A 20,915-nucleotide genomic window follows, 5' to 3' on the forward strand; every position below is an offset into this window, starting at 1 on the left:
GAGATCCTTCCGCATGACCATGGTTGCACCCAGGAGATCTGCTTCCTGTCCGGCTCCCTCACCATCACCAGCCGAGACCTCACAGCCACCTGGGTCGAGGCAGACTGCCCGGACAAGCCGCACAACTGAACCGCCGAACTCACGCCTTTGCGGCCCTCAGATGGGTTCCGCCCCAAGGGTTGAACGCCGCACGACGGCCGCTTCTTGGCCGAAGTACGTCCAGGACCGATCCGGACACGGAGAGCCGCGAGATCGTGTCCTTCTCCGCGCGACCCGGTCGAGGCGCTTGACCCTGCCGCTACGGCACGCGCGACAATCGCTTTCGAGGCACGCGTACGTGGTCAGCGCGGGTTTCGATCCGCTGTGCCACCACGTATGGGTCAAGCTGTGATGGCGGTTGTCCATGAACGACGCGAGAACAGTCACGATGTGCGAAGGAGTACCGATGGTGTCCATCGAGATGGTGCCGACGGCGGCGGCGGGCGACGCCGCGCTGGTCGCGGAGCTCACCGATCTGGTCAATCAAGTGTACGAGGTGGCCGAAGAGGGGCTGTGGCGTGACAATGCCAGCCGCACAACGACATCCGAGATATCGGGGTTGATCGGTGCCGACCATCTCGCGGTGGCGCGCGATGAGGACGGCGGACTCGTCGGTGCCGCCTGCATACGGCAATTGGCCGACGGCATCGGCGAATTCGGCATGTTGGTGTGCGAGCCCGAGCAGCGCGGCACCGGAATCGGCCGCGTCCTGGTCGATTTCGCCGAGCGCCACTGCGTCGAGCAGGGCGCGCGGACCGTGCAGTTGGAGCTGCTGGTGCCGCGCGGTTGGGCGCATCCGGTGAAGGAGTTCCTGCGCGGCTGGTATCTACGGCTCGGATACGTCCTCGAGCGCAAGGGAGAGCTCGAGGAAAGCTACCCACACCTGGTGCCGCTGCTCGCCACCCCGTGCGATTTCCTCATCTTCCACAAGCCGATGCGCTGAATCAGTGGACCATGCCGACATGCCCCTGGGGCTCGGCGTCCCGCACCCGGGCACCTCCGATATAGGCCCTTCCGCAGTTGCGCGGCGCGCGGGCCGTTCCCACAGATCAAGCGGTGAGATAGACCGGCAAGCGAGAATGCCCGTTGGAGATGAAGCTGCGCACCGGCGGCAACTCCGCGGGGTCGCCCGGGAGCCGCAGGGCACGTCACATCCTTGAACGGGCGCGCCAGTCGGATGGAACATTTGCGCCATGAATGGATGAGGCTTCAGTCGGCCGACGGTGAATTCACGGACGTCGACACCCATCCTCACGCTCTGCGGCGACGAATGACATTTGTGCGCATGCCCAGGTTTGACTGTGGCGCGTCCATCATTCCGAACGTCGAACAGGAGCGCGATGACAGGCAAGACGAGCTGGACGGCCACGGTTGCGATCGCCGTGGTCCTGTTCAGCACGATCCCGGCGTCCGCGGCATTCGCCGATATCGGCCTGCCGGGCCCCGCCGACAATACGGTGCAGGCGAACAGTGCCGCAGAGCCGACGAAAAAAGAGAAGGAGGCTATTCGGCAGCGCTACGACAAGGTGGTGGAGAAATGTCGGAAGAGCCAGTCCCATCATAAGCGTGAGGTGTGCGAACGTCTGGCGCACCAGTTCTACGAGTGGGGTGTCGCCGGCAAAAAACAAGAGGCCGAGAACAAATTTTACGATCTCCTGAGGCGTTGTGGTGACCCCGAAAGAAACATGGATGAGTGGAAAAAGTGTGCGGCGCAATGGAAGATGTTTTATCGCATAGTGACTGGTTGAGCCGTAAGGGCCCGGTCGGGATGCGTTGCCACCCGCATCGATACATGCACGGCGAATCGGTGCGGGAGGCAGCGCGTGCGCAGCGGTTAGTTACTGCATTCTTTCCCGATTTCTGAACGGTTCGGATTTCTTGTAGTCGGGATCTATGCCGATGTCCTGGCCCTCCTTCGACGGCTTATTCCCTCACTGCGATGATGGTCTAGGCCGCGGTCTTGCTCACGGGCCATCGGTCGATTCACTATTCGGTGCACGCCGAGCTTCGGATGGGTGCGCAGGCACATGGATCTGGATCGCTCGCGAGTTGCCCTCTTGCCGAGCGCGACTGCTGATCCGTATGCCGGGCATCGATGTCTGGCCTGTGGCGGCGGCTCCGCATCGAGGACGTTCGGCGGAGCTCGTCCGCCTACGGCTACAGATGCTGACGGCTGCGCCGGTAGCCCGGCAGGAATATCGGCCGAATCGCGTTTATGTCAACATCTTTCACTTCAGCGGTTTATACTTTTAGGTATGGCCGATAAATCTGTAACCGCTTTTGTACTGTCGGGCGGCGGCAAAGAGGCCAGTGCTGAGATCGGGATGCTGGCTGCGTTGATGGAAGCCGGGATTCAGCCGGACTTGGTGCTCGGCGCTTCGGCGGGCGCGGCTATCGGGGCAATTTTCGCAGCCAAGCCAGATGCCGTCGGCCTGCGCGCCGTGCGAGACTTGTGGCTGGAGTTCGTTTCCTCTCCTCGCCTTGCGGGCCTGTGGACGTATTCGCTTGTCCGCCCCTATTGCCCGCCCTTGCAACAAAAGTCCCGGGACGCGCTTGCCGTAGCGCTGCAAAAACATTTACCGGTCGAGAGATTCGAAGATCTACAAGTGCGGTTTCAATGTCCGACCGTCGATCTCGGTGGGCTTCCTCGCACCCATTGGCTGACTTCTGGTCTGTTGTTGCCCGCTGTTTTGGCGGCAATGTCTGGACCGGGAGTAATTCCACCCGCTCGGGTCGACGGACGCGAGGTGATCGATGGCGCATTCGCCGATCCGATTTCGATCGAACGTGCCGTAGAGCTTGGTGCTCGTACGATCTACGTTCTGCCCGCCACCGACCTGAAGCGCCCCCGCGGGCCTGTGAGTGTTCTGCGCTGGATCGCGCCGGTGCCTACGGCCATTGGGATCAGCGCTCGCTTCCACCACCAACTCGATGTCGTCGGGGATGAGGCAGTGGTCCATTGCCTGCCGCTGGGACGTCCAGCTCCTGTCACGGGCGTGCCGCTGATCGGCCGTACGGTAGGCGTGGATTTGGCTGCGTCGCTGGCGCTTGCCGACGCTGAGATCATCGATGCTTACCGTGCCAGTGGCGAGTTTCTGGCTGCGATAGCGTCGGCGTCGCCGGTGTAGACGCGACTGTCGGTCTGCTCGCCCGTATTCGCCCCTGGTGCGCGCTGAGCGGAGCACACCACCGCGGCAGTCGGTCTCACGATCTCACGGAAGACTCTGTTCGATGAGCCGGCACAGGTCGCCGATGGTCTCGAGTTCGAAGACCGCGTCGTCGTCCAGACGGATTCCCATTCGTCTCTCGAGGATTTGGACTATATCCACAAGACTGAGCGAATCCACACCCGGCAACTCCGATAAATGATGTTCCGGCTGCACCGAAGAAGCGGGGACGGTGAGCTCGGAGGTCTGTCCCAGTGTGCTGCGTACCTCGGTTAATACATCCATTGCCGACCAGCCTCCTGGCTTGGAGTCCATCGCTGACGAAGCTGCTCGTCTGACGTGCTTCATGAGCTGTCAGGTCTCGGCTCCGGCTAGTTGTATTATTTCGCCCATCTTCTCTTCGAGTAGTTCGCGAAACAGCGCCCCATCGGTGAATACCGCCGGGTCGAGGTGCACAGCGATCGACCAATGGTCCAGGTGATAGACCATGGTGGCGTTGCAGGGGCTGGTTCCGCGCGGGGCGAAACATATGCTGGAAATCCACTGGGCGCCTGCCAGGAACGAAGGGCGGCGCACACCGTTGACAACACTGAGCACGGCGTCGGTCAGTTCGCCGGCGGATGGTGCGAGGGCATCGACCCATATGCCGGGAACCCAGCTGCCGGCGGATGCGAGCACGGGTACGTAGTCGTCGAAGAAACTCGCGCGTGTCTGCATGAGTTGTTTGTGTATGGATTGCATGCGCTGAACGACCGTCATGTCGTCGAGCGATACCCGTAGTGGCATCAATCCGAAGAAATTGCCGGAATCGTTGTTGCCTGGGCGACGCAGACTCACCGGGACACTGACGGTAATGGTGTTGGTGGGCCTGCGATTGCGAAGGCCGTACTCGCGGTATGCCGCGGCGAACGCGGCAAGGTAAGCCGCGGCGGTTCCGGCGTGGGCAGCGCGGGCGGCATTGTTCAGCGCGTCTCCGTCGATTCGTATGACCTCGAAGTGGGGCGAGGGGCTGGCCGCCCGCGGGAAAGACGGTAGAGACGGTCCTGGCACTGTGTTGAAGTTTTTGAGCAGCCGTGCCATTCGGAGCGGGACCTGAGCCATGTCCTGAGCGGACAGCGTGGGCATCTTCTTCATTTGCCGGAAAGCCCAGCCGGCGTTGCGGTAGGTGTCGTAAGCAGCCGAGACCATGCTGACGCCCATTCTCATGGGCAACTCGGCGGCGGCGGCCAGCGGCGTGGCAGGCACCCGCCGCCCTTCGGACAGCGGCTCGACACCGACACGACGTGCGGTCCGCTGCTCGGTTTCCCGGGTGGGCGAGGTGAGTTGCTCGAACAACCATGCGCTGCCGATCCCGTCGGCCAGGCTGTGGTGCCAGCGGATGATGAGTGCGGCCTTGTCCGACTCGTAGCCTTCGATCAGCACCGCGTCCCACGGCGGGTGCGCCGGGTTGAGTTCGTCGGCGGCCGCACGTTCGGCGTGATCGAGGATTTGACGCAGATCTCCCGGCGGGGGCAGGGCGATCCTGCTGAGATGGTTGGTGAGCCGGAATCCCGGATCCGGTGACCACACCGGCGGCCCGGCGTCGAAGAGTGGTTCGACGACGCGATGTGTCAGGCGGGGTGCTTTGATCAGGGCGTAATGGAAACAATCCAGTAGGCGTTCCCATTCCGGCACCGCATCCAGCAGCCAGATATCCACGAGATTCATTCTGGTCAGCGGATTACGGCCGACCCTCCACATCAATGCGTCGGTGCCGCTCATAGGTCCCGGTTTTGACCAACCGGAAAGCGATGTTTTTTCTCTACCCACAACGACGACCTCTCGCATCTGCTGAGATGCGCGTAGATGAACGTACGCAGCGGGCTCACGCAAAAGCTGAGCGAGCGCGCACCGAATCGAATTGCATAATCGCCTGCACGGTGTCCCATGCCGGTTAATATGTAGCATCTTTCATCAGGTCTTCGACCGTAAATCAACCATAGAGCGACTCGCCGAGGCAGTCAACCGGCTCCGGTGCATCGGCGCGCGTCGTGACAAGCCTTGACGCCATCTCTGCCGTCTGATCGAAGCTAAAAGAACCGACTGACAGTAATATTTCTTCCGTCTGAAAGTGATGCATCGTGCCTCAGCGAACTGTAAGCTTGCCCTCGGAATTGCAGCTGTGCATATGTTTCGCCCGCTGTCATCCGAGGCTCGCAACCCCGGTGCATCATTTGAAGCTTGGTTCGAAGTCGGTTTGTCGTCCGTGCTGGAAATTGCTGCCGTATAACGCAAGCAGTGTTGACTGAGCGTAATTCGCCCGTGAGTGGCCGCTCAGCGCGCGTATCGCGTCTTTGCCTCGAATTCCCTTGGTAGAACGCCGGTTTCGCTCGTAGCCGCTGGGTATGTTAAGAGGCATGGTTGCTTCGATTGCTTGGGCAGCAGCAACTTTGGCCGAGGCTGTTTCGTCACTCGCTCGAGCACGGCCAGATGCCGTCACCACCTTTCCCGGCACCGGGCAGAAGATCGCTCTTGCCGAGCTGGAAGCGGCGTCCGCGCGGTTCGGGCACGGGCTGATCGGTGCCGGCGTCGAACCGGGCGACGTTGTCGGGCTGCTGCTGCCGATCGGGTCCGAACTGCTGGTGACCCTGCTCGGTACTGTCCGGGCGGGCGCGGTGGCGACCGTACTGCCGGTCGCGCCCAGTGATGCTCGATCGAGCGCCCGACGGGTGTTGCCGCTGGTGCGCGAGGCCGATCTGCGTGCGGTGGTCACCGATGACGCCTTCGGTGCGGTAGCGGCCGAATTGGCCCGTGCGCGAACAGGTCTCGCGGTTGTGTCGGCCTCGGAGAACCGTCCCGGAGCCGGGGCGCTTCCGCGGGTGTCCGGAGCGGATCTGGCCGTGTTGCAGTTCACCTCGGGTAGCACGATGGCGCCACGGGGAGTGGAACTGACCCATAGCAATATTGTGGCGGGGTTGTCCGCCATCGCGGTATCGGCCGAGATGACCGAGACGGATGTGTGGGTGCAGTGGACGCCGCCCTACCATGATCTGGGCTTGTTCGGGATGTTGACCAGCGTGCTCAACGGCGGCACCACCCACGCGATGGCACCGCACGACTTCGTCCGCCGCCCGGAGCGGTTTCTGTCACTGATCGCCGAGACGGGCGGCACGCTGACCACCGGCCCGAACTTCAGCTACGACCTGCTGATCCGCGCCGCCGCGGCGGGTAAGGCGCGCGGGCTGGATCTGTCGAGGTGGCGGCTGGCGTTCAACGGCGGCGAGCCGATCTCGGCGCAGACCGTCGAAACCTTCGCGCGAGTGTTCGCCGACGCCGGGGTCCGCCCGTCCGTGATGTACCCGGTCTACGGAATGGCTGAGTCGACGCTGGCCATCGCGTTTCCCACACCGGAAACCGTGCCCAAGACTGCCTGGGTGGACCGAGCCGATCTCGGGACGAAAAATGTTGCGAGGAAGGTGGATTCGTCGAATCCGGCCGCAGTCGGCATCGTGTGTGTCGGCAGGCCGGTCGCGGGCATGCAGCTGCGGATCGTCGCCGACGACACCCTGTGCGAAGAACGCCGGCTCGGCGAGATTCAGCTGCGCGGGCCGGCGGTCACCTCCGGCTATTACCGCAATGACCACGCCACCTCCATGTTGCGCACCGACGGCTGGCTGCGCACCGGCGATCTGGGTTTCTGGCTCGACGGCGAGCTCTATGTGGGCGGCCGTCTCAAGGAGATGGTTATTGTCAACGGCTGCAACTACTTTCCCGCCGATGTCGAACAGTTGGCCCGTCGTGTGCCCGGTGTGTACCACGGCCATCTCGTCGCCTTCGCCGATACCGCCGCGGACGGTGGCGAGTGCATCGGTCTGATCGCCGAGACCGATCTGCCCGAACATCGACACTGTGAGCTGGCCAAGACGATTCGCGAGCGGGTCGCGGCCACGATCGGCACCACGCGCATCGAGGTGCACCCCGCACCGCCGCACTTCTTGACTCGTTCGACCAGCGGTAAATGGCAGCGACTTTCCGCCGCCGAGCGAATCGGTGCGTCGCGCCGTCCCCACTCCCGAGGCGCGACGTCGTGACCTCCGAGCCCGCCAGCGGCCTTGCCTGCCCGGCCGGGGTTGGCTTACCCGTTGTGCCGCACGGTTGTTCGCGCGAGATCCACGCCGTGCTCAGCGCCCTGCCGGGCCCGATCGATCGGGTGATCGTGTTGGACGATCTTCCGGTGTGGGTGGTCACCGGATACGCACCCGTCCGGGAGGTGCTCGCCGACGAGAACCTGGTGAAAGACCCCCTGCGTCTGCCGCCTTCCGTACATCCGTTTCGCGGGCGACGCTATCCCGAGGACGGGTACTCACTCGGCGGCCGGCATCTGATCAGTTCCGACGCCGACGACCACACCCGCCTGCGCAAGATCAGCACACCGTTGCTATCCCGGCGCGCTGTGCGGCAGTGGCGTCCCGATATCGAGAACTACACCCGCGATCTGCTGCGCGTGATCATGAAACACGGTGGGGGAGAGCTGGTCAGCGAGCTGTTCGAACCCTTGTCCACCAAGGTTATCTGCCGTGTTCTCGGCATCCCCGCCACCGCCGAGCGTACCGTCCTGGCCGGCAGCCGCACTCTGCTGGGGCCGTTCCATCCGCGCGATCCCGAATATCTGCGCGCCTCCGCAGACCTGCAGCAGTTGCTGACCGAGCTGCTGAGTGAACGCGCCGAGCGTTCCAGCGTGGACACAGATCTGGCGAGTGCCGCCGCTGTCGCCTGGCAAAACGGAAAGGTAAGCCTGCGTGAGGCTTTGGGCGTGGTGCGTCAATTCATCACCGCCAACACCATCAACACCGCGTCGGTGCTCGCCCGCACCGCGGTCACCGTGCTCAGTGATCGGCACCTCGCGGAAACTATTGTGCGCGAACCGGACTCGGTGGCCGCGGTGACCGAGGAGCTGTTGCGCCTGCAATCCTCGGCCCCATTGGCGACCTGGCGGTTCGCACCCGAGCCGATGACCTTGCTCGGCGCGCGCCTCGACGCCGGAGACATCGTCTTGGCCGCGGTGGACACCGCCGATCACGATCCCACGGCCTATCCCGACCCGCACGAGCTGATCCCCAACAGAACGGGACCGCCGCATCTGGCCTTCGGGTATGGGCGTCACTACTGCGCGGGCGCCGAACTGGCCCGCCTGGAAATTCAAGCCGTCCTCCTCGCGCTCGCCCGGCACTCCCATCGGTTACAGCTGGCAGAAGCACCCGAGCAGTTGCCGTGGACGGCCATGGTGCTGTGCCACGGCCTCGCCCGCGTTCCCGTCACCGCGCACCCGCACGCGAAAGGAGATCCAGCATCATGACAGACCTATCAACGGTTTCACCCGCTCGCAGCACAACCTCACCTCACACCGAGGAGCCGATCCGGGGGCTGCCGTTCATGGACATCCGCGCCTGTGTCGAGCCGGCCGTGCAGCTCGGCGCCGACCGCGGCTGGAATCTCGCCGACGTGCGATGGGGCGCGATCGAACCCGGCGCGCTGACCAGATCCGATGAATTCGTCATCCGCTTCACGACGTTTATCGAAGACCACATCCCCGGCTATGTGACCTCGCTGCTGGCCAACTTTCCCGTCGTCGGAGAAGACATCGACCTCGACGAGTTCTGCGGCAACCGCGAATACTTCCGATTCTTGATGGCGTGGGCTTACGACGAGGAACGTCACGCCTCCGCGCTCACCCATTACCAGATCGCGGCGGGTTTGGCCGACGAGGAAGAGCTGCTGCGCGAGCTGGCCGCCGAGGGCCGCAAACAGTTTCAGGAACTGCCGGGCACTCCCCTGGAAGCCTTCGTCTACACAATGGTGCAAGAGAAGGCCACCCATCTGTTCTATCAGCGCTTCCACGCGGTCGCTCAGGAGCCTGTCCTGCGTGATCTACTGCAACGACTCGGCCGCGACGAAGCCAGGCACTTCGCGCTCTACCGCGACCTGGTCGCCGCCTATTTGCGTCGTCACGGAACGCGCACCCTCCCGCACCTGAAGAACGTGCTGGAGAACTTCAAGATGCCGCTGACCGCCAGCCTGACCGATTACTGGAGGTGGTCGCTGTGCGCCCCCAAGAGTGTCCGGTTCGATGTCACCGACGCCTATGAACCGGTCGGTCGCCTCGTCCGGGAGCTCGTCGATTCGCCCGGAAGCCCCGACGTGGACGACCTGTTGTCGTTCATCACCGAAATGAGGCAGATCGCATGACCCATAACCGGATCCACACCTCCAGCGAAGTCACCGACACCGTCCTGCGCATGTTCGGCACCGAACTCGACACCGAAGTGCGGCCGCACGACGCGATCTCCGACCTCTCAGCCATCGACTCGGTCAAGCTCATGCGCTTGGTCACCGATCTCGAAGACCATTACCGCATCAGCCTCGATGACGACGCGGTGTTCACGGTAACCACCGTCGGTGACCTGATCGATCTCGTCAGCACCACGCTGGACAGCCAACCGTGACCTCATATGGGTGACCGGTACCCCTACTACTAACTCGCTGATTTTCGGCAATCGATCGGGACCGCATGCCCAACGGATCGTTTCCGCCAACGCCTGTGCCACAAGAGATTACGATTGTCTTTACCGCCATCGACAGACGCGCGAGATGCAGAGGTACGCCAGCAAGGTCCTGACACGGTTGCGGATGTGTCGCGGTGCCTCGAGTCCGGCGCGGGGGCGGCTGATTTCCGCGTGGGTTCGTTCGAGACGGAAGAGGTCATCGAAGTGAACGTGTACGTCGTGAAGGTTTGGCCCACCGCTCGTTTCGGGTGCTGAGCGATCTGATGGCGGGGCAGCATCCGCGGACGCGCTGGGGGCGGTTCTCGGCGCTGTTCTGCTCCGGCCTGCTCGTGGTTGCGTTGACGGTCGCCGGGATGATTTATGGGGTGGTGCCGGTGTCCGCTCAGCTCTACGGGGAAGTATCGATCAAGGTGTCTTTGCAACACCTTTCGACGTCGGCGGGCGGTATCTTTCCGCAAGCGATCCAAAGTCGTTCGGATGGGCAGATTTTCGCGCTGAAGGTGACGCTGCACGACACGGTGGTGGAGGGGTTGTGTGCGTCCGGGAGGGTGGACAGCCTGTTCGGTTCGCAGGTGTTGCGGATCTCCTCCAAGCCCGGTCATCAGGTGCGCATCGCCGAAACGTCGCTGGCGATGGACTCGTTCGAGAATGTCGAGGTGATCGCGGGGTCGTTGGCTGTCGACGGAGTGTCTACGACGCCGGACGGTCTCGTTCTGATCGAGGGCTACCCCGGTCGACTGCCGATCGATGTCCGCGATTTGAAGATGCAGCTGCACGCCACTATTCGGTGGACCTCGATTCAGGGTTTGAGCCAGTCCGGGACGGATATGGACATGGGTCGCGATGTGGCGGAATGCTTCTGATGAGCGGTCGCTTCTTCGACCGGGCGAATCTGAGAAGGCGGTGGTGTGAGGGAGCGCGCGCATTCAACGCCTGGCGACGCGGCAGACCTTTCGGCGGCGGGTTGCTGACGATGTGCGGCGGCCTGGTGATCGCCCTGGTGCCCACCACGGTCGTCACCGCCGAACCCATGCTGCCCGGCGCGGGGGGATGGGCGAATCTCGTTCTGGGCGTCGCCCTTCTGGCGTTGGGCGCGTCTATGTGGATCCGTCCGCAACGGCACAGTGCACTCGGCATCGCCGCGGCCGTGATCGCCGTGGCCTCGTTCGCCTACTCGAATCTGGGCGGCCTGGTAATCGGCATGCTCGCCGCCCTGACCGGCGGCAGCCTCGCCTTCGCCTGGACCCCCGCCGCCACCGAAGACGAGGCGGCCCGAGGCCAGTCGTAGAAATCCGCACCGCTTTGCGGGATTCACATCGAGACTCTGCGTGGCCGCAGAAAGTTCTGAGCTTGGGAGGGTGTGCGTCGGGTCCCGTCCCAAATTCGGCGGACAGCCCGACACCAATGCGGTTTGGAGGATCGGCACGGAGACGGAGTTACGGTCGGAAACGGCGGTCGACCAATAGAGGAGAATGCCGATGAATGTCGCCGAATTGACGGCCGTTCCAGGCCTACCCGAGTGCCGGCTTCCGGAGGATATCGCGAACCAGCTCCCGGACTTCGTTCCGCCCGCGCCCTGGCGAACCCGATGCACCGCCGCGCTCTGGTTCGGCCGAGCGGATTCGAACACGCCCCTGTCATTACCGGCGGCAGGTCGGCACGCCGGCCGCCCGCTGATGACCATGGGGGCGGTCATCGAGTATCTGGACAGCCCCGTCGACGGATACCGCGAGGTACTGGCCGCGGCGGCTTTCCGGCGCGGGCTTCGCATGCTGTTCCACTGCCCGTTCATCGCGGTCGATTCCCTCGCCAGTCTCGCTGCGGGCAGGAAGAATTGGTCCCTGCCGAAGGTGCTTGTCGCCGTCGACGGACAGCCCGGCCACAGCGGCACGACGACCTGCCGATCGAAGTCGGAGGCGCCGTGGACGGTCACGGCCTCCGCCCGCGCGTTGAGTCCGGCCCTGCCGATGGCGAAGAATTTCCTGCTGTGGCAGGAGTTTCCGAGCGGCGGATTACACGAGATCCCGGCGCGACTCAGCGGACGCGTCCGGCTGGCGCTCATCGATATCGATGTCGAATCGTCACACCGGCTCGAGCGTCTCGTTCGTCCGGGTCGCCACCTCGGCCTGTTGGCCGACACGATGAGCGCCACCCTCGGCGTGCCTCGTCCGGTGCCGATCGAGCGCCGATAGCACCAGAAGCGACGATCGGAACGGCCAACCATCGAGGTATCGAATGCGCACCGACCGCATCATGGATAGTCCGACACATCGAATAGTCATCATCGGCGCGGGATTCGCGGGTTTGTCTGCGGCACTGTATCTTTCGGGCTCCGGGAGAAAAGTCATCGTGTGCGAGAAGACTTCTGCGCCCGGCGGTAAAGCCGCGGTCTTCGAGGAGAAGGGGTATCGGCTCGGCTACGGCCCCAGCGTGCTCACCATGCCCGAACTCATCGACGCGGAGTTCGCGGCCGTCGGCGAGCAGACCCGCGACTGGATCGAGCTACTGCCCGTCGAACCGACCTACCGTGCGCACTTTCCCGACGGCACCCACATCGACGTCTTCCGTGAGGCGGAGCGTGCCGCCGAGGAGATCGAACGGGCATGCGGCGGTACGGAAGCCGCCGCCTATCTGCGCTACCGCCGCCATGTCGAACGCGTATACCGTTGCGGCTTCCCGGCTTTCGTCGACCGAAACCTCGACGGCATAGGGAGTTTGGCGCCGTTGGCGATGGCCCGCTTGGCGGCCCTCGGCGGGTTCGGCGGTCTGCAAGCGAGTGTCAACCGATACTTCCAGGACAAGCGGCTGCGGCAGATATTCGCTTTCCAGGCAATGTATGTCGGGACCGCGCCGCAATCGGCGCGGGCGATGTACTCCATGGTCACCTATATGGACACCGCGGGCGGCGCCTGGCTGCCTCGAGGCGGCATGCACGCCTTACCGCGCGCGCTGGCCGCGGCGGCGGAGGCGAAGGGGGTGCGCTTCCGCTACGACGACGAGGTGATCCGGCTCGAGACCTCACCGAAAGGCCGCTTCCGCGCGGCCATTACGGCCTCCGGGGAGCGTATTCCCGGCGACGCGGCCGTGATCACGGCGGACCCCGCGGTCTCCCTGCCCACCCTGCTCGGTCGTCGGCCACGTTCGTTTCCACGCCTGGAGTACGCGCCGTCCTGTCTGCTGCTGTTGTTCGGCGCGGGTGGAAAACCCGAGGCGCACCACAGCATTCATTTCGGAAGCCGATGGACGTCCACCTTCGAGGAGCTCATCGATGAGGGGAAACCGATGAGCGACCCATCCTTTCTGGTCAGTACGCCCACCGTCACCGATCCTGATCTCGCACCGGAGGGGCGGCACTGCTACTTCACCCTGTTCCCCGTGCCCAACCTGCAGACCGGAGACATCGACTGGTCGGCCGAGCGCGCCGCTTTGCGCGACTATATGCAGAACGTGTTGTCGCGCAACGGTTATGGGGAAGTACTGGACGACCTCGACGTCGTGCGCACCATCACCCCCGCGGATTGGCTGTCCATGGACTGCCCGGCGGGAACCCCGTTCAGCACCGCCCATCTGTTCCGCCAATCCGGCCCCTTCCGGCCCCGCAACCTGCTCGGCGGAAACATGGTGCTGGCGGGCGCGGGCACCCATCCCGGCGTCGGCGTGCCGATGGCGACGATCAGTGGCCGCCTGGCCGCCGAACGCATTATCGGGCACCGTCGAAGTGCGGAGGGGTGAACGATGCGCCATGCCGACACCCAGATTCTCGACGCGGCGGGAATCGAGAGCGAATGCCTGCGCGCCGCCTACGTGTACTGCCGGCGGCTGCACGCGCAATACGGCCGCACCTATTACCTCGCCACCACGATGCTGCCGCGCTGGAAACGGCCGTATGTCCACGCGCTGTACGGTTTCGCGCGCTACGCCGACGAAATCGTCGACAACAGCGATCCCGCGTCGCGCGCCGAGGAATTCACGCGATGGCGAACCGCCGTCACAGAGCAGCTGGAGGGCGGTTCCGGGTCCGACCCGGTGTGCCGGGCGCTCGGACACACGCTGCGCACCTGGCAGATCCCGCTCGACCACGTGACGGCGTTTCTGACATCGATGGAGAAAGATCTGACCGTTACCCGATATGCGACCTTCGGTGAACTGAACGATTACATGTACGGCTCGGCTGCGGTCATCGGACTACAGATGACGCCCATCCTCGGGCCACTCGAGGACGAGGCCTACGAGCGGGCCCAAGCGCTCGGCCGGGCTTTCCAGCTCACAAACTTCCTGCGTGACATCGGAGAGGATCTCGCGCGCGGCCGCGTCTACCTTCCGCAAGAAGACCTTCGGCGATTCGAAGTCACGACCGACGACCTCGCCGCCGAGCACGCCAGCGACTCGGTACGCCGACTGCTCCGATTCGAGATCGCCCGGACACGCGATATCTACGCCTATGCCTGGGGCGGTATTCGCATGCTCGAGCCCGGAAGCAGGCCTTGTATCGAGATCGCACACACCCTGTACTCGGGCATTCTCGACGCGATCGAGGCCGCGGACCACGACATCCTGCGGCGCCGGGTCACCGTGAGTCTGCGTCGAAGACTCTCGGTGGCCATCCCCGCCTACCGAAGCGCCCGAAGTGTTTCCGGTGAAACCGCCCCACGGATGGGAGCCCCGTCGTGACCTACGCACACTTTCTGGCGGCCTTTCTCCTGCCCGCGCTGGCTGTCGCGGTTCTGGTCGCCATCTACACAATCCGGGCGAAGGGGTTCGGATCGACATTGCGCATAGGCGGCTGTGTGCTCGCTGTGCTGGTCGTCGTCGCGGTCATGTGGACCGCGCCATGGGACAGTTGGATCATCGGTCGAGGCGCCTGGACGACTCCGCCGAACTCGGTGAGCGCCAGAGTATTTCGTGTCCCGGTCGAAGAGCTCGGCTTCATGGCGGCGCAGGTGCTCGTCGTCGGAGTCTGGACGCTGGCGCTGCTGGCTCACCGAGTCGACGGCTACAACCCGGCCGGGCCGTGGCCGTGGGCTCGTGCGCCCCTGACTCGTGTGAGCGCCACGTGTTTATGGATGGCATTGATCATCGCAGGTGCCGTGGCGACCGTGGCCTCCGATCGCCTGCTGTATCAGGGGTCGATGGTGGTGCTCGTGGGAATTCCGCTGGCGATCCAGCGCGCGGTGGGGGCCGATGTTCTGCGTCGGTTTCGGGTGCTGCGGCTGTTCGCGCTGGCTCCGGTCGCGTACTTCTGGCTCGCCGACCGTATCGCGATCGGCCAGGGCACCTGGTCGATCTCGACCCAGTACACCACCGGCTGGAAAATCCTGGGCCTGCCGATCGAAGAATATGTGTTCTTCTGGCTGACAAGCTTATTGATCGTCGATGGCCTCGTGCTGGCCTGCCATCAAGAAATTCACCGTCGACTGCCGGTCGGCTCACCTACGCTGCGCCGAATTCCCGGCCATACCACTCGCGTCGAGACGCATTCTCCCCAGAGAGCAGGTTGAGATGGCTGCCGATCCCTATCTGACCGGCGCTTACGCACCGGTGTACACCGAGCGCACCGAGTTGTCTCTGCCTACCGAGGGTGAACTCCCCGAGGAGCTCGACGGTTTGTTCACCTATATCGGGCCGAATCCCGTTGTGCCGCCTACCGGATACCGAGCCCGCCACTACGCGTGGTTTCGACAGGACGGATTCGTCTCCGGCGTGCGCCTGTCCGGCGGGCGAGCCGACTGGTTCCGCAACCGCTGGATCCGCGACCGGCGAGTCTGCCGTGCGATGGGCGAGCCGCGCCCGCCGGGCCCGCGCCATTTCCTGAGCGATGTGGTCCACACCAATGTCATCTGCCACGGCGATCTGCTCTTGGCCTTGGTTGAAACTGGTTGCCTCCCAGCGCGATTGACCCCGACGCTCGACACAGTGGAGTACACACCGCTCTATTCTGGCCTGTCCAACGGAGTCTCGGCGCACCCCAAACTCGACCCGAACACCGGCGAGCTGATCATGATCGCCCACACGCCATTGCACACCTGGGGCGAGTACCTCGTCATCGACCCGCAGGCTCGCGTACAACGCAGTGAGCGCATCGAATTCGGCGGCAGGCCGCTTGTGCACGACATCGCGCTGACCGAGCAACACGTGATCTTCTTCGACTCGCCGGTCCGATTCCAACCGTCCATTGCGATCCGCGGCCAGCTTCCCTATCGATGGGATCGCCGTCACCAGGCGCGCATCGGCGTGTTCCGCCGCGACGACGGGCCTCGCTCGATCCAATGGTTCGAGATAACCAATTGCTTTGTGCTGCATGCGGTTACCGCCGCGTCGAGCGGGGACCACATTCTCCTGCGCGCACTCAGGTATGAGCGCATGTTCGACCACTCCGACGACCCCCTCGCGGGCGGCGGCGGTCTGCTGTGGGAGTGGGATCTCGACCTCGTCACCGGCGCGGTGCGGGAGCGTCAGCTGACCGACCGTATGCAGGAGCTGCCCCGGCTGGACCCGCGCACCGTCACCGCCGACTCCAGGTACTACTACGCGATCACCGGTTCGTCCGAGGCCATCGCGCAGCGCCAGCCGACCGGCATTCTCAAACACGACCTGCTGACCGACACCACCGTGGTCCACGACTACGACCGCACCGGCGGCAGTCCGACCGAGGCCGTCTTCGTGCCACGCGGCGCCGCGGAGGACGACGGCTGGCTGTTGCACCTGCTCTACGACACCGAGCGCGATATGAGCAAGCTGATCGTGCTCGACTCCCGCGACGTCGCCGCCGCCCCGATCGCCACGATCGACCTGCCCTGCCGCGTCCCCTCCGGCTTCCACGCCAACTGGATCGACGGAGCCTCGATCGAAGCCGTCGACGCAGCCCTCACCGAGCCCTCCTTGTAACTGCCCGGTGCACGAGTTGGCTATCGAGCAGAGTCATATGGTCGCTTGCTGATCATGGAATGCAGCCATACGACTCTGCTCGACGGGCATCAACGAGGATGTCGGTCTGGCCGCCGCTGCAGGTATAGGTGCCGGTGACGTCGACGGAGCCGTCGGCGTTGATGCGCTGGCCGCTGTCCACCGTGCGGGTGGGCGCGGGGGCCGCGATGGCCGGGGCCGCCATTATCGCCGTCGCGATCGAACTTACGGCCGCGGCGGCGGCCAGCGCGCCGGATCGATTCCTGGACTTGATGGTCCGTCGTTCGGCGGTCCGGCGATAGTCGACCATCGCGTGAATTCCTGTTGCGGGGAAAGGAAATTCAGAAGTGAAGAGGTATCAAGTCTAAGTGACTCGCCCCGCGCGCACGTGCCCCCGAAAAGTATGGTCTGGCACGGGAACTGGTGGCGGCGCACTTTCCCACCGACGCCGCCCGCAGTTCCCCGTCATTCCGGAACCTATGCGGTTCATCGTTTCTCTGATTCGAATGGCATAACCGAATGCGAACTACGCCTGGATTACCTCGACATTCACCAGCGCGTTCAACGAGTCGCAACTGGCCCACGACTGGTTCTGTCCATACTGAATGGGGCCGTACTTCCAGTAGGTGAAGGGGATGGGCCAGGCCACGCAGGTGAGCTTGACCTGGTGCCAGGTCGGCAGCTCGCAATTGGCCATGCCGCCGGTATTGAAGATGTTGTAGACGTGACAGTTGGCCTCCCACACGGGTACGTCGGCCTGGGCCACGCCGCCGCCGGCGAGCACAGTGGCCGCCGCCGCGGTGGAAGCAACGGCACCCGCGACGAGTCGCTTCGCAGATAGCATTCCGAACCTCCTGAAATGATGTTGTCTGGAACACATCGCTTATCGCTCGCGCTTGTTACGCCTAGTCCCGCGATATTCGACTAGGGGAGTGGTTTGCAGACGATGGACGCGAACCCGATCTGATTCGCCCGCATTTTCCGATATACCGCGTGCCGGAAGTTCGGCCGCAGCAGCGCGCGTATGAATTCCGCCAGCGTGCCGGGCAGCCGGACCTGATTCACGAAGACGTACGGTGCGGCGTCCAGCGGGCCCAGCAGCGCGATGTCGTCGACCTCGGCGTCATGGCTGAACCACCCGGCGACGGAGTCGAAGTATCGCGACGCGCGGTCCGGATCGTCGGAGGTGAAGTGGTTGAACAGGAAGGTGCCCGACGGTGCGCGGTCGATGTCGCCGAGGCGCCGGATATTGCGGGCCGGCATGACGAAGTCGGCGCCGAGCCGCTGGAGTTCCGGGACGGCGCGCACGGCGGCGATCGTATCCGGGGTGGTGGTCTCGATCAGGACGATCACGTCGAAGCGCGGGCTCACCTCCGACGGTTGGATCGCGATCGCGCGGTACACCGTCGCCGACACGACCTCGTCCATCGCGTTCAGCCGCCGGGTCACCTCTCGGCACCGGCGCAGCACCTCGCGACGCCGGGAACTGCGGAGGACGAAGGGGATTCGCCGCGGCGAGGAGGCGGGGAAGTCCGATGACGACACCACGGCGCGGACCGGGACGGCCCAGGAAGGCGGACGCCGGCGACACCAAGGCCGCGCTGCTCGACGCCGCGCTGCAACTGTTCGCCCGCAACGGTTTCGCCGGGACGTCCATCCGGTCCATCGCCCGCGAGGTGGGGCTGAGCGAGAGCGTGCTCTACGCGCACTTCGCCAGCAAGCAGGCGATATTCGACGCCGTACTCAATACGCTCGGCCCCAGGAACCCCCTCGACATGATCGGCGACGACGTCCTCGCCGACACCGACCCGCCGCGGTATCTGCGTGAGCTCGTGCGCGTCGTCCTCGAGGAGTGGGAGCGCGAGGACGCCCGGCTACTGATCAGCGTGATGGCACGCGACGGCCTACTGCACAGCTCCGCGCTGCGCGACGCGGTCTCGGCCATGCGAACCCCGGTGAGCCGCTTGTTCGCCCGCTGGATCGAGGCCGGCCTGATCCCCGCGAATCTCGCCGCACCGGACGACCTGGCCATGTCCTTCACCGGCTTCATCGGCCTGACCAGGGTCCTGCACCTGCACGCCGACGCGTCGGACCGTGATCGTGAGAAGGCCCGCGACGACATCCGCCGCCACGTCGAGACCTTCATCAGCGTGGTCTTCCGACCGGACTGAGCGCCGGCCGCCGCACGCGACTCGCACCCCGACGCGTGCGTTTGTCAGAAGGCGAACCTTCACGGGTGCAGCGTGGGCCGGTAGACGAGTTCGTGGATGTGCCCGTCCAAGATCCGGCTCTCGATCAGCTCGAGGTCGAAGTCGGCCGCCCCCTCGAAGATCGGGTCCGCGCCGTTCTGCCCGGTGATCACGGGGAAGAGGGTGACCTGCACGCGGTCTACGAGCCCGGCGGCCATGAGGGCCCGGTTCATCGACAGGCTGCCGTGCGAGCGCAACGGCACGTCGGACTCCGCTTTGAGCCGGGCGACGACGTCGACGGCGTCACCGTGCACCACGGTCGCGTCCGGCCAGTCGAGGGGGCCCTGCAGGGTGGTCGAGATGATCGTCGCGGGCAGCTCGCGCATGCGGGTGACCCAGGGGTCGTGCACCGTCTGCTCGGTGTCGGCGCCCAGCATCTGCGCGAAAGCCTGATAAGTGTTGCGTCCGAACACCATTCGCTGCTCCGACGCCAAAAGAGCGAGGCGGTGGTCGAGCAGTTCCGGCCCTTGCTTGTCCCAGTAGCCGCCCCAGTCGCCTCCGCCGACCCCTCCGTAGCCGTCGAGGGTGGAAAAGACGTCGAAGGTGTAGGTGGCGGTCATGATGCTCTCCTCTGGATCCGGGGGTGTGTGGATAGAGACGAGAGGCCGCCGCGAAACTCATCGACCGGCCGATGCCCGAATGGAGGTTCGCTGGCCGAACCGTTCACTTTCCCCGCCGGGGTCGGCGGGGGCACGGTGGACCGGGCATCGACCCGGCCGACGCGTGCCCGCGGACAGGCCGGGTCATTCTTCGGGAAGGGGAGCGGCATGACGGAACCGATCAGCACCGCACTGGCTGTTTACGCCGCGGCGAAGACGGCCAAGGGAGTCTACGACGAGATCATCAATTTCCTGACCCCGGCCGGCCCGAGCGCCGAGGACAAGATCCTCGCGAAACTCGAAGTGCTGCACCAGGATTTCACCGCGCTGAAGGGGCAGATCGATCAGCTGCTCGAGGAGGTCAAGCGGGCGGTCAGCGTCGAGCAGCAGTCCGCGATCCTCGAGTTGCAGCACAACCTCGACACCTTCCGCGGCCAGAGCCGCACGGCGATCGATCAGCTCACGAGCTGGATCGACGGCGGCCGAACCGACCCGGCCCTGCGCGCGAACGCGGACAACAACTCCCGCTTGGCGGTGAACTCGCTGCTGGAGGGCGACTCGTTCTACTTCCGGCCCGACCCCAACTCGCCGGATCCGCACTTCGACTATCGGCTGGCCGTGGTGGCGTACTCGTACACCCTCGTCGTGCGCATCGGGGTCATCGCCGCGCTCAACCCGCAGTACCGGGCCAACGCGGTCACCCGGGCCGAGCTGAAAAGGCATGCGGACAGGCTCGACTGGATCGTGCGGAAGGCCGATCAGGCCATCGAGCCTCGGGTCAAGGGGCAGGTGAGCGGCGACTCGTTCCACGTCTGGTCCACCTGCTTCGACCACGCCTCCGGCTACGAGTCGGCCCTCCGCGACTCCGGCTGGGTGACCGGCGGTCAGGCCGAACTCGACGACAGCATGAGCTACCGCACCGCGGACGAGCGCGCCGAGATGCTCCTCGGCCTCGGTGTCGGCAAACTCATGGCGCTGCGGGACACGACCGCCTACCTGGCCAAGGATCCGCGCGTCGCCGGTTGGTCCGGGTGGACCGCGGTGAATGGCCTGGACCAGCCGGTGCCGTGGGCGGGGCAGCTCACCGCGGCCACGAGCCAGCCCGGCCGTACCACGCTGGTCTGGGGTGATACCGACAAGAAGCAACTGCGCGCCGCCGCCTACGATCCCACTGCGAATCCGCCTGTGTGGCGGCCGTCGGTGGCCATCAGCCTGGAGAACTTCGCCCGCGTCGGCGGCGGCGTGGTCGGCGACTACGAAGCCGATCAGCCCGTCGCGCTGGCCTACGGGCCGGGCGGGATCGCGGTCGTCTTCCTCTCCACGAACGGCGAGCTCTACGCGACGCGCACCGACGTGTCCCAGCCGAGCGGCTGGCTCGCCGCCCCGGTCAAGATCAGCGGGACCGACGGGTCGGTG

At 64.8% G+C, this 20,915-nt stretch carries 22 protein-coding genes; 16 read left to right on the forward strand and 6 right to left on the reverse strand.

Annotated features, from left to right (window positions below):
• The first annotated feature begins 445 nt into the window (after positions 1-445).
• From ON39_RS37835 to ON39_RS47815, 3 genes are all read left to right on the forward strand, one after another.
• Positions 446-982 carry a GNAT family N-acetyltransferase gene (locus ON39_RS37835; protein ID WP_246003131.1) on the forward strand — a complete coding sequence of 179 codons (537 nt, stop codon included), beginning with the start codon at positions 446-448 and terminating at the stop codon, positions 980-982.
• A 397-nt stretch (positions 983-1,379) separates the two neighbouring features.
• Positions 1,380-1,787: a hypothetical protein gene (locus ON39_RS37840; protein ID WP_040741384.1), complete on the forward strand. Its 408-nt coding sequence runs from the start codon at positions 1,380-1,382 to the stop codon at positions 1,785-1,787.
• A gap of 507 nt (positions 1,788-2,294) precedes the next feature.
• Positions 2,295-3,167, forward strand: coding sequence for a patatin-like phospholipase family protein (locus ON39_RS47815; RefSeq protein WP_157195595.1), 873 nt, complete (start codon positions 2,295-2,297; stop codon positions 3,165-3,167).
• Positions 3,168-3,251: 84 nt separating this feature from the next.
• On the opposite strand, the gene ON39_RS47820 is transcribed toward ON39_RS47815, so the two are convergent.
• The gene (locus tag ON39_RS47820; RefSeq protein ID WP_157195596.1) at positions 3,252-3,491 is read right to left on the reverse strand and encodes an acyl carrier protein; all 240 of its coding nucleotides are present in this window, start codon (positions 3,489-3,491) and stop codon (positions 3,252-3,254) included.
• A gap of 69 nt (positions 3,492-3,560) precedes the next feature.
• A complete protein-coding gene (locus ON39_RS37850; protein WP_040741386.1) occupies positions 3,561-4,967 on the reverse strand; it encodes a wax ester/triacylglycerol synthase domain-containing protein in 1,407 nt (468 codons plus the stop codon).
• 635 nt (positions 4,968-5,602) lie between these two features.
• On the opposite strand from ON39_RS37850, the gene ON39_RS37855 reads away from it, so the two are divergent.
• From ON39_RS37855 to ON39_RS37905, 11 genes are all read left to right on the forward strand, one after another.
• Positions 5,603-7,276, forward strand: a complete 1,674-nt coding sequence (locus tag ON39_RS37855) for an AMP-binding protein (protein ID WP_040741387.1) — start codon at positions 5,603-5,605, stop codon at positions 7,274-7,276.
• A complete protein-coding gene (locus tag ON39_RS37860) occupies positions 7,273-8,541 on the forward strand; it encodes a cytochrome P450 (RefSeq protein WP_157195597.1) in 1,269 nt (422 codons plus the stop codon). The genes ON39_RS37855 and ON39_RS37860 overlap by 4 nt, the downstream gene beginning before the upstream one ends.
• Positions 8,538-9,431: an acyl-ACP desaturase gene (locus ON39_RS37865; protein ID WP_211336449.1), complete on the forward strand. Its 894-nt coding sequence runs from the start codon at positions 8,538-8,540 to the stop codon at positions 9,429-9,431. Before ON39_RS37860 ends, ON39_RS37865 begins: the two co-directional genes overlap by 4 nt.
• Positions 9,428-9,688, forward strand: coding sequence for an acyl carrier protein (locus ON39_RS37870; RefSeq protein WP_051187618.1), 261 nt, complete (start codon positions 9,428-9,430; stop codon positions 9,686-9,688). Before ON39_RS37865 ends, ON39_RS37870 begins: the two co-directional genes overlap by 4 nt.
• A gap of 308 nt (positions 9,689-9,996) precedes the next feature.
• The gene (locus ON39_RS37875; RefSeq protein WP_146251324.1) at positions 9,997-10,611 is read left to right on the forward strand and encodes a DUF6230 family protein; all 615 of its coding nucleotides are present in this window, start codon (positions 9,997-9,999) and stop codon (positions 10,609-10,611) included.
• A complete protein-coding gene (locus ON39_RS37880; protein ID WP_051187619.1) occupies positions 10,611-11,036 on the forward strand; it encodes a DUF6114 domain-containing protein in 426 nt (141 codons plus the stop codon). Before ON39_RS37875 ends, ON39_RS37880 begins: the two co-directional genes overlap by 1 nt.
• A gap of 388 nt (positions 11,037-11,424) precedes the next feature.
• Entirely contained in the window at positions 11,425-11,940 is a 516-nt protein-coding gene (locus ON39_RS46410) for a hypothetical protein (RefSeq protein WP_157195598.1), read from the forward strand.
• Positions 11,941-12,001: 61 nt separating this feature from the next.
• Positions 12,002-13,480: a phytoene desaturase family protein gene (gene crtI / locus ON39_RS37890; RefSeq protein ID WP_040741410.1), complete on the forward strand. Its 1,479-nt coding sequence runs from the start codon at positions 12,002-12,004 to the stop codon at positions 13,478-13,480.
• Between the two features lie 3 nt (positions 13,481-13,483).
• Positions 13,484-14,419: a phytoene/squalene synthase family protein gene (locus ON39_RS37895; RefSeq protein WP_040741392.1), complete on the forward strand. Its 936-nt coding sequence runs from the start codon at positions 13,484-13,486 to the stop codon at positions 14,417-14,419.
• The gene (locus ON39_RS37900; RefSeq protein WP_051187621.1) at positions 14,416-15,246 is read left to right on the forward strand and encodes a lycopene cyclase domain-containing protein; all 831 of its coding nucleotides are present in this window, start codon (positions 14,416-14,418) and stop codon (positions 15,244-15,246) included. Before ON39_RS37895 ends, ON39_RS37900 begins: the two co-directional genes overlap by 4 nt.
• A 1-nt stretch (position 15,247) precedes the next feature.
• On the forward strand, positions 15,248-16,633 hold the full coding sequence (locus ON39_RS37905) for a carotenoid oxygenase family protein (protein ID WP_051187622.1): 1,386 nt from the start codon (positions 15,248-15,250) through the stop codon (positions 16,631-16,633).
• 52 nt (positions 16,634-16,685) lie between these two features.
• Here the strand turns inward: ON39_RS37905 and ON39_RS37910 are convergent, their stop codons facing one another.
• From ON39_RS37910 to ON39_RS37920, 3 genes are all read right to left on the reverse strand, one after another.
• Positions 16,686-16,961, reverse strand: a complete 276-nt coding sequence (locus ON39_RS37910) for a hypothetical protein (protein WP_040741394.1) — start codon at positions 16,959-16,961, stop codon at positions 16,686-16,688.
• Between the two features lie 216 nt (positions 16,962-17,177).
• Complete coding sequence (locus tag ON39_RS37915; RefSeq protein WP_040741396.1) at positions 17,178-17,495, reverse strand: hypothetical protein; 318 nt, start codon at positions 17,493-17,495, stop codon at positions 17,178-17,180.
• Positions 17,496-17,575: 80 nt separating this feature from the next.
• On the reverse strand, positions 17,576-18,100 hold the full coding sequence (locus ON39_RS37920) for a hypothetical protein (protein WP_110293879.1): 525 nt from the start codon (positions 18,098-18,100) through the stop codon (positions 17,576-17,578).
• An 86-nt stretch (positions 18,101-18,186) separates the two neighbouring features.
• On the opposite strand from ON39_RS37920, the gene ON39_RS37925 reads away from it, so the two are divergent.
• The gene (locus tag ON39_RS37925; protein ID WP_246003132.1) at positions 18,187-18,822 is read left to right on the forward strand and encodes a TetR/AcrR family transcriptional regulator; all 636 of its coding nucleotides are present in this window, start codon (positions 18,187-18,189) and stop codon (positions 18,820-18,822) included.
• A gap of 59 nt (positions 18,823-18,881) precedes the next feature.
• Here the strand turns inward: ON39_RS37925 and ON39_RS37930 are convergent, their stop codons facing one another.
• Positions 18,882-19,460, reverse strand: a complete 579-nt coding sequence (locus tag ON39_RS37930) for a dihydrofolate reductase family protein (protein ID WP_040741398.1) — start codon at positions 19,458-19,460, stop codon at positions 18,882-18,884.
• A gap of 207 nt (positions 19,461-19,667) precedes the next feature.
• Between ON39_RS37930 and ON39_RS37935 the strand changes: the two genes are divergently transcribed.
• Positions 19,668-20,915, forward strand: a 1,248-nt coding sequence (locus ON39_RS37935; RefSeq protein WP_040741400.1) for a hypothetical protein, incomplete at its 3' end; no start/stop codon positions are given.

The organism is Nocardia tenerifensis NBRC 101015, from assembly GCF_000308715.1.
Taxonomy (GTDB): Bacteria; Actinomycetota; Actinomycetes; order Mycobacteriales; family Mycobacteriaceae; genus Nocardia; species Nocardia tenerifensis.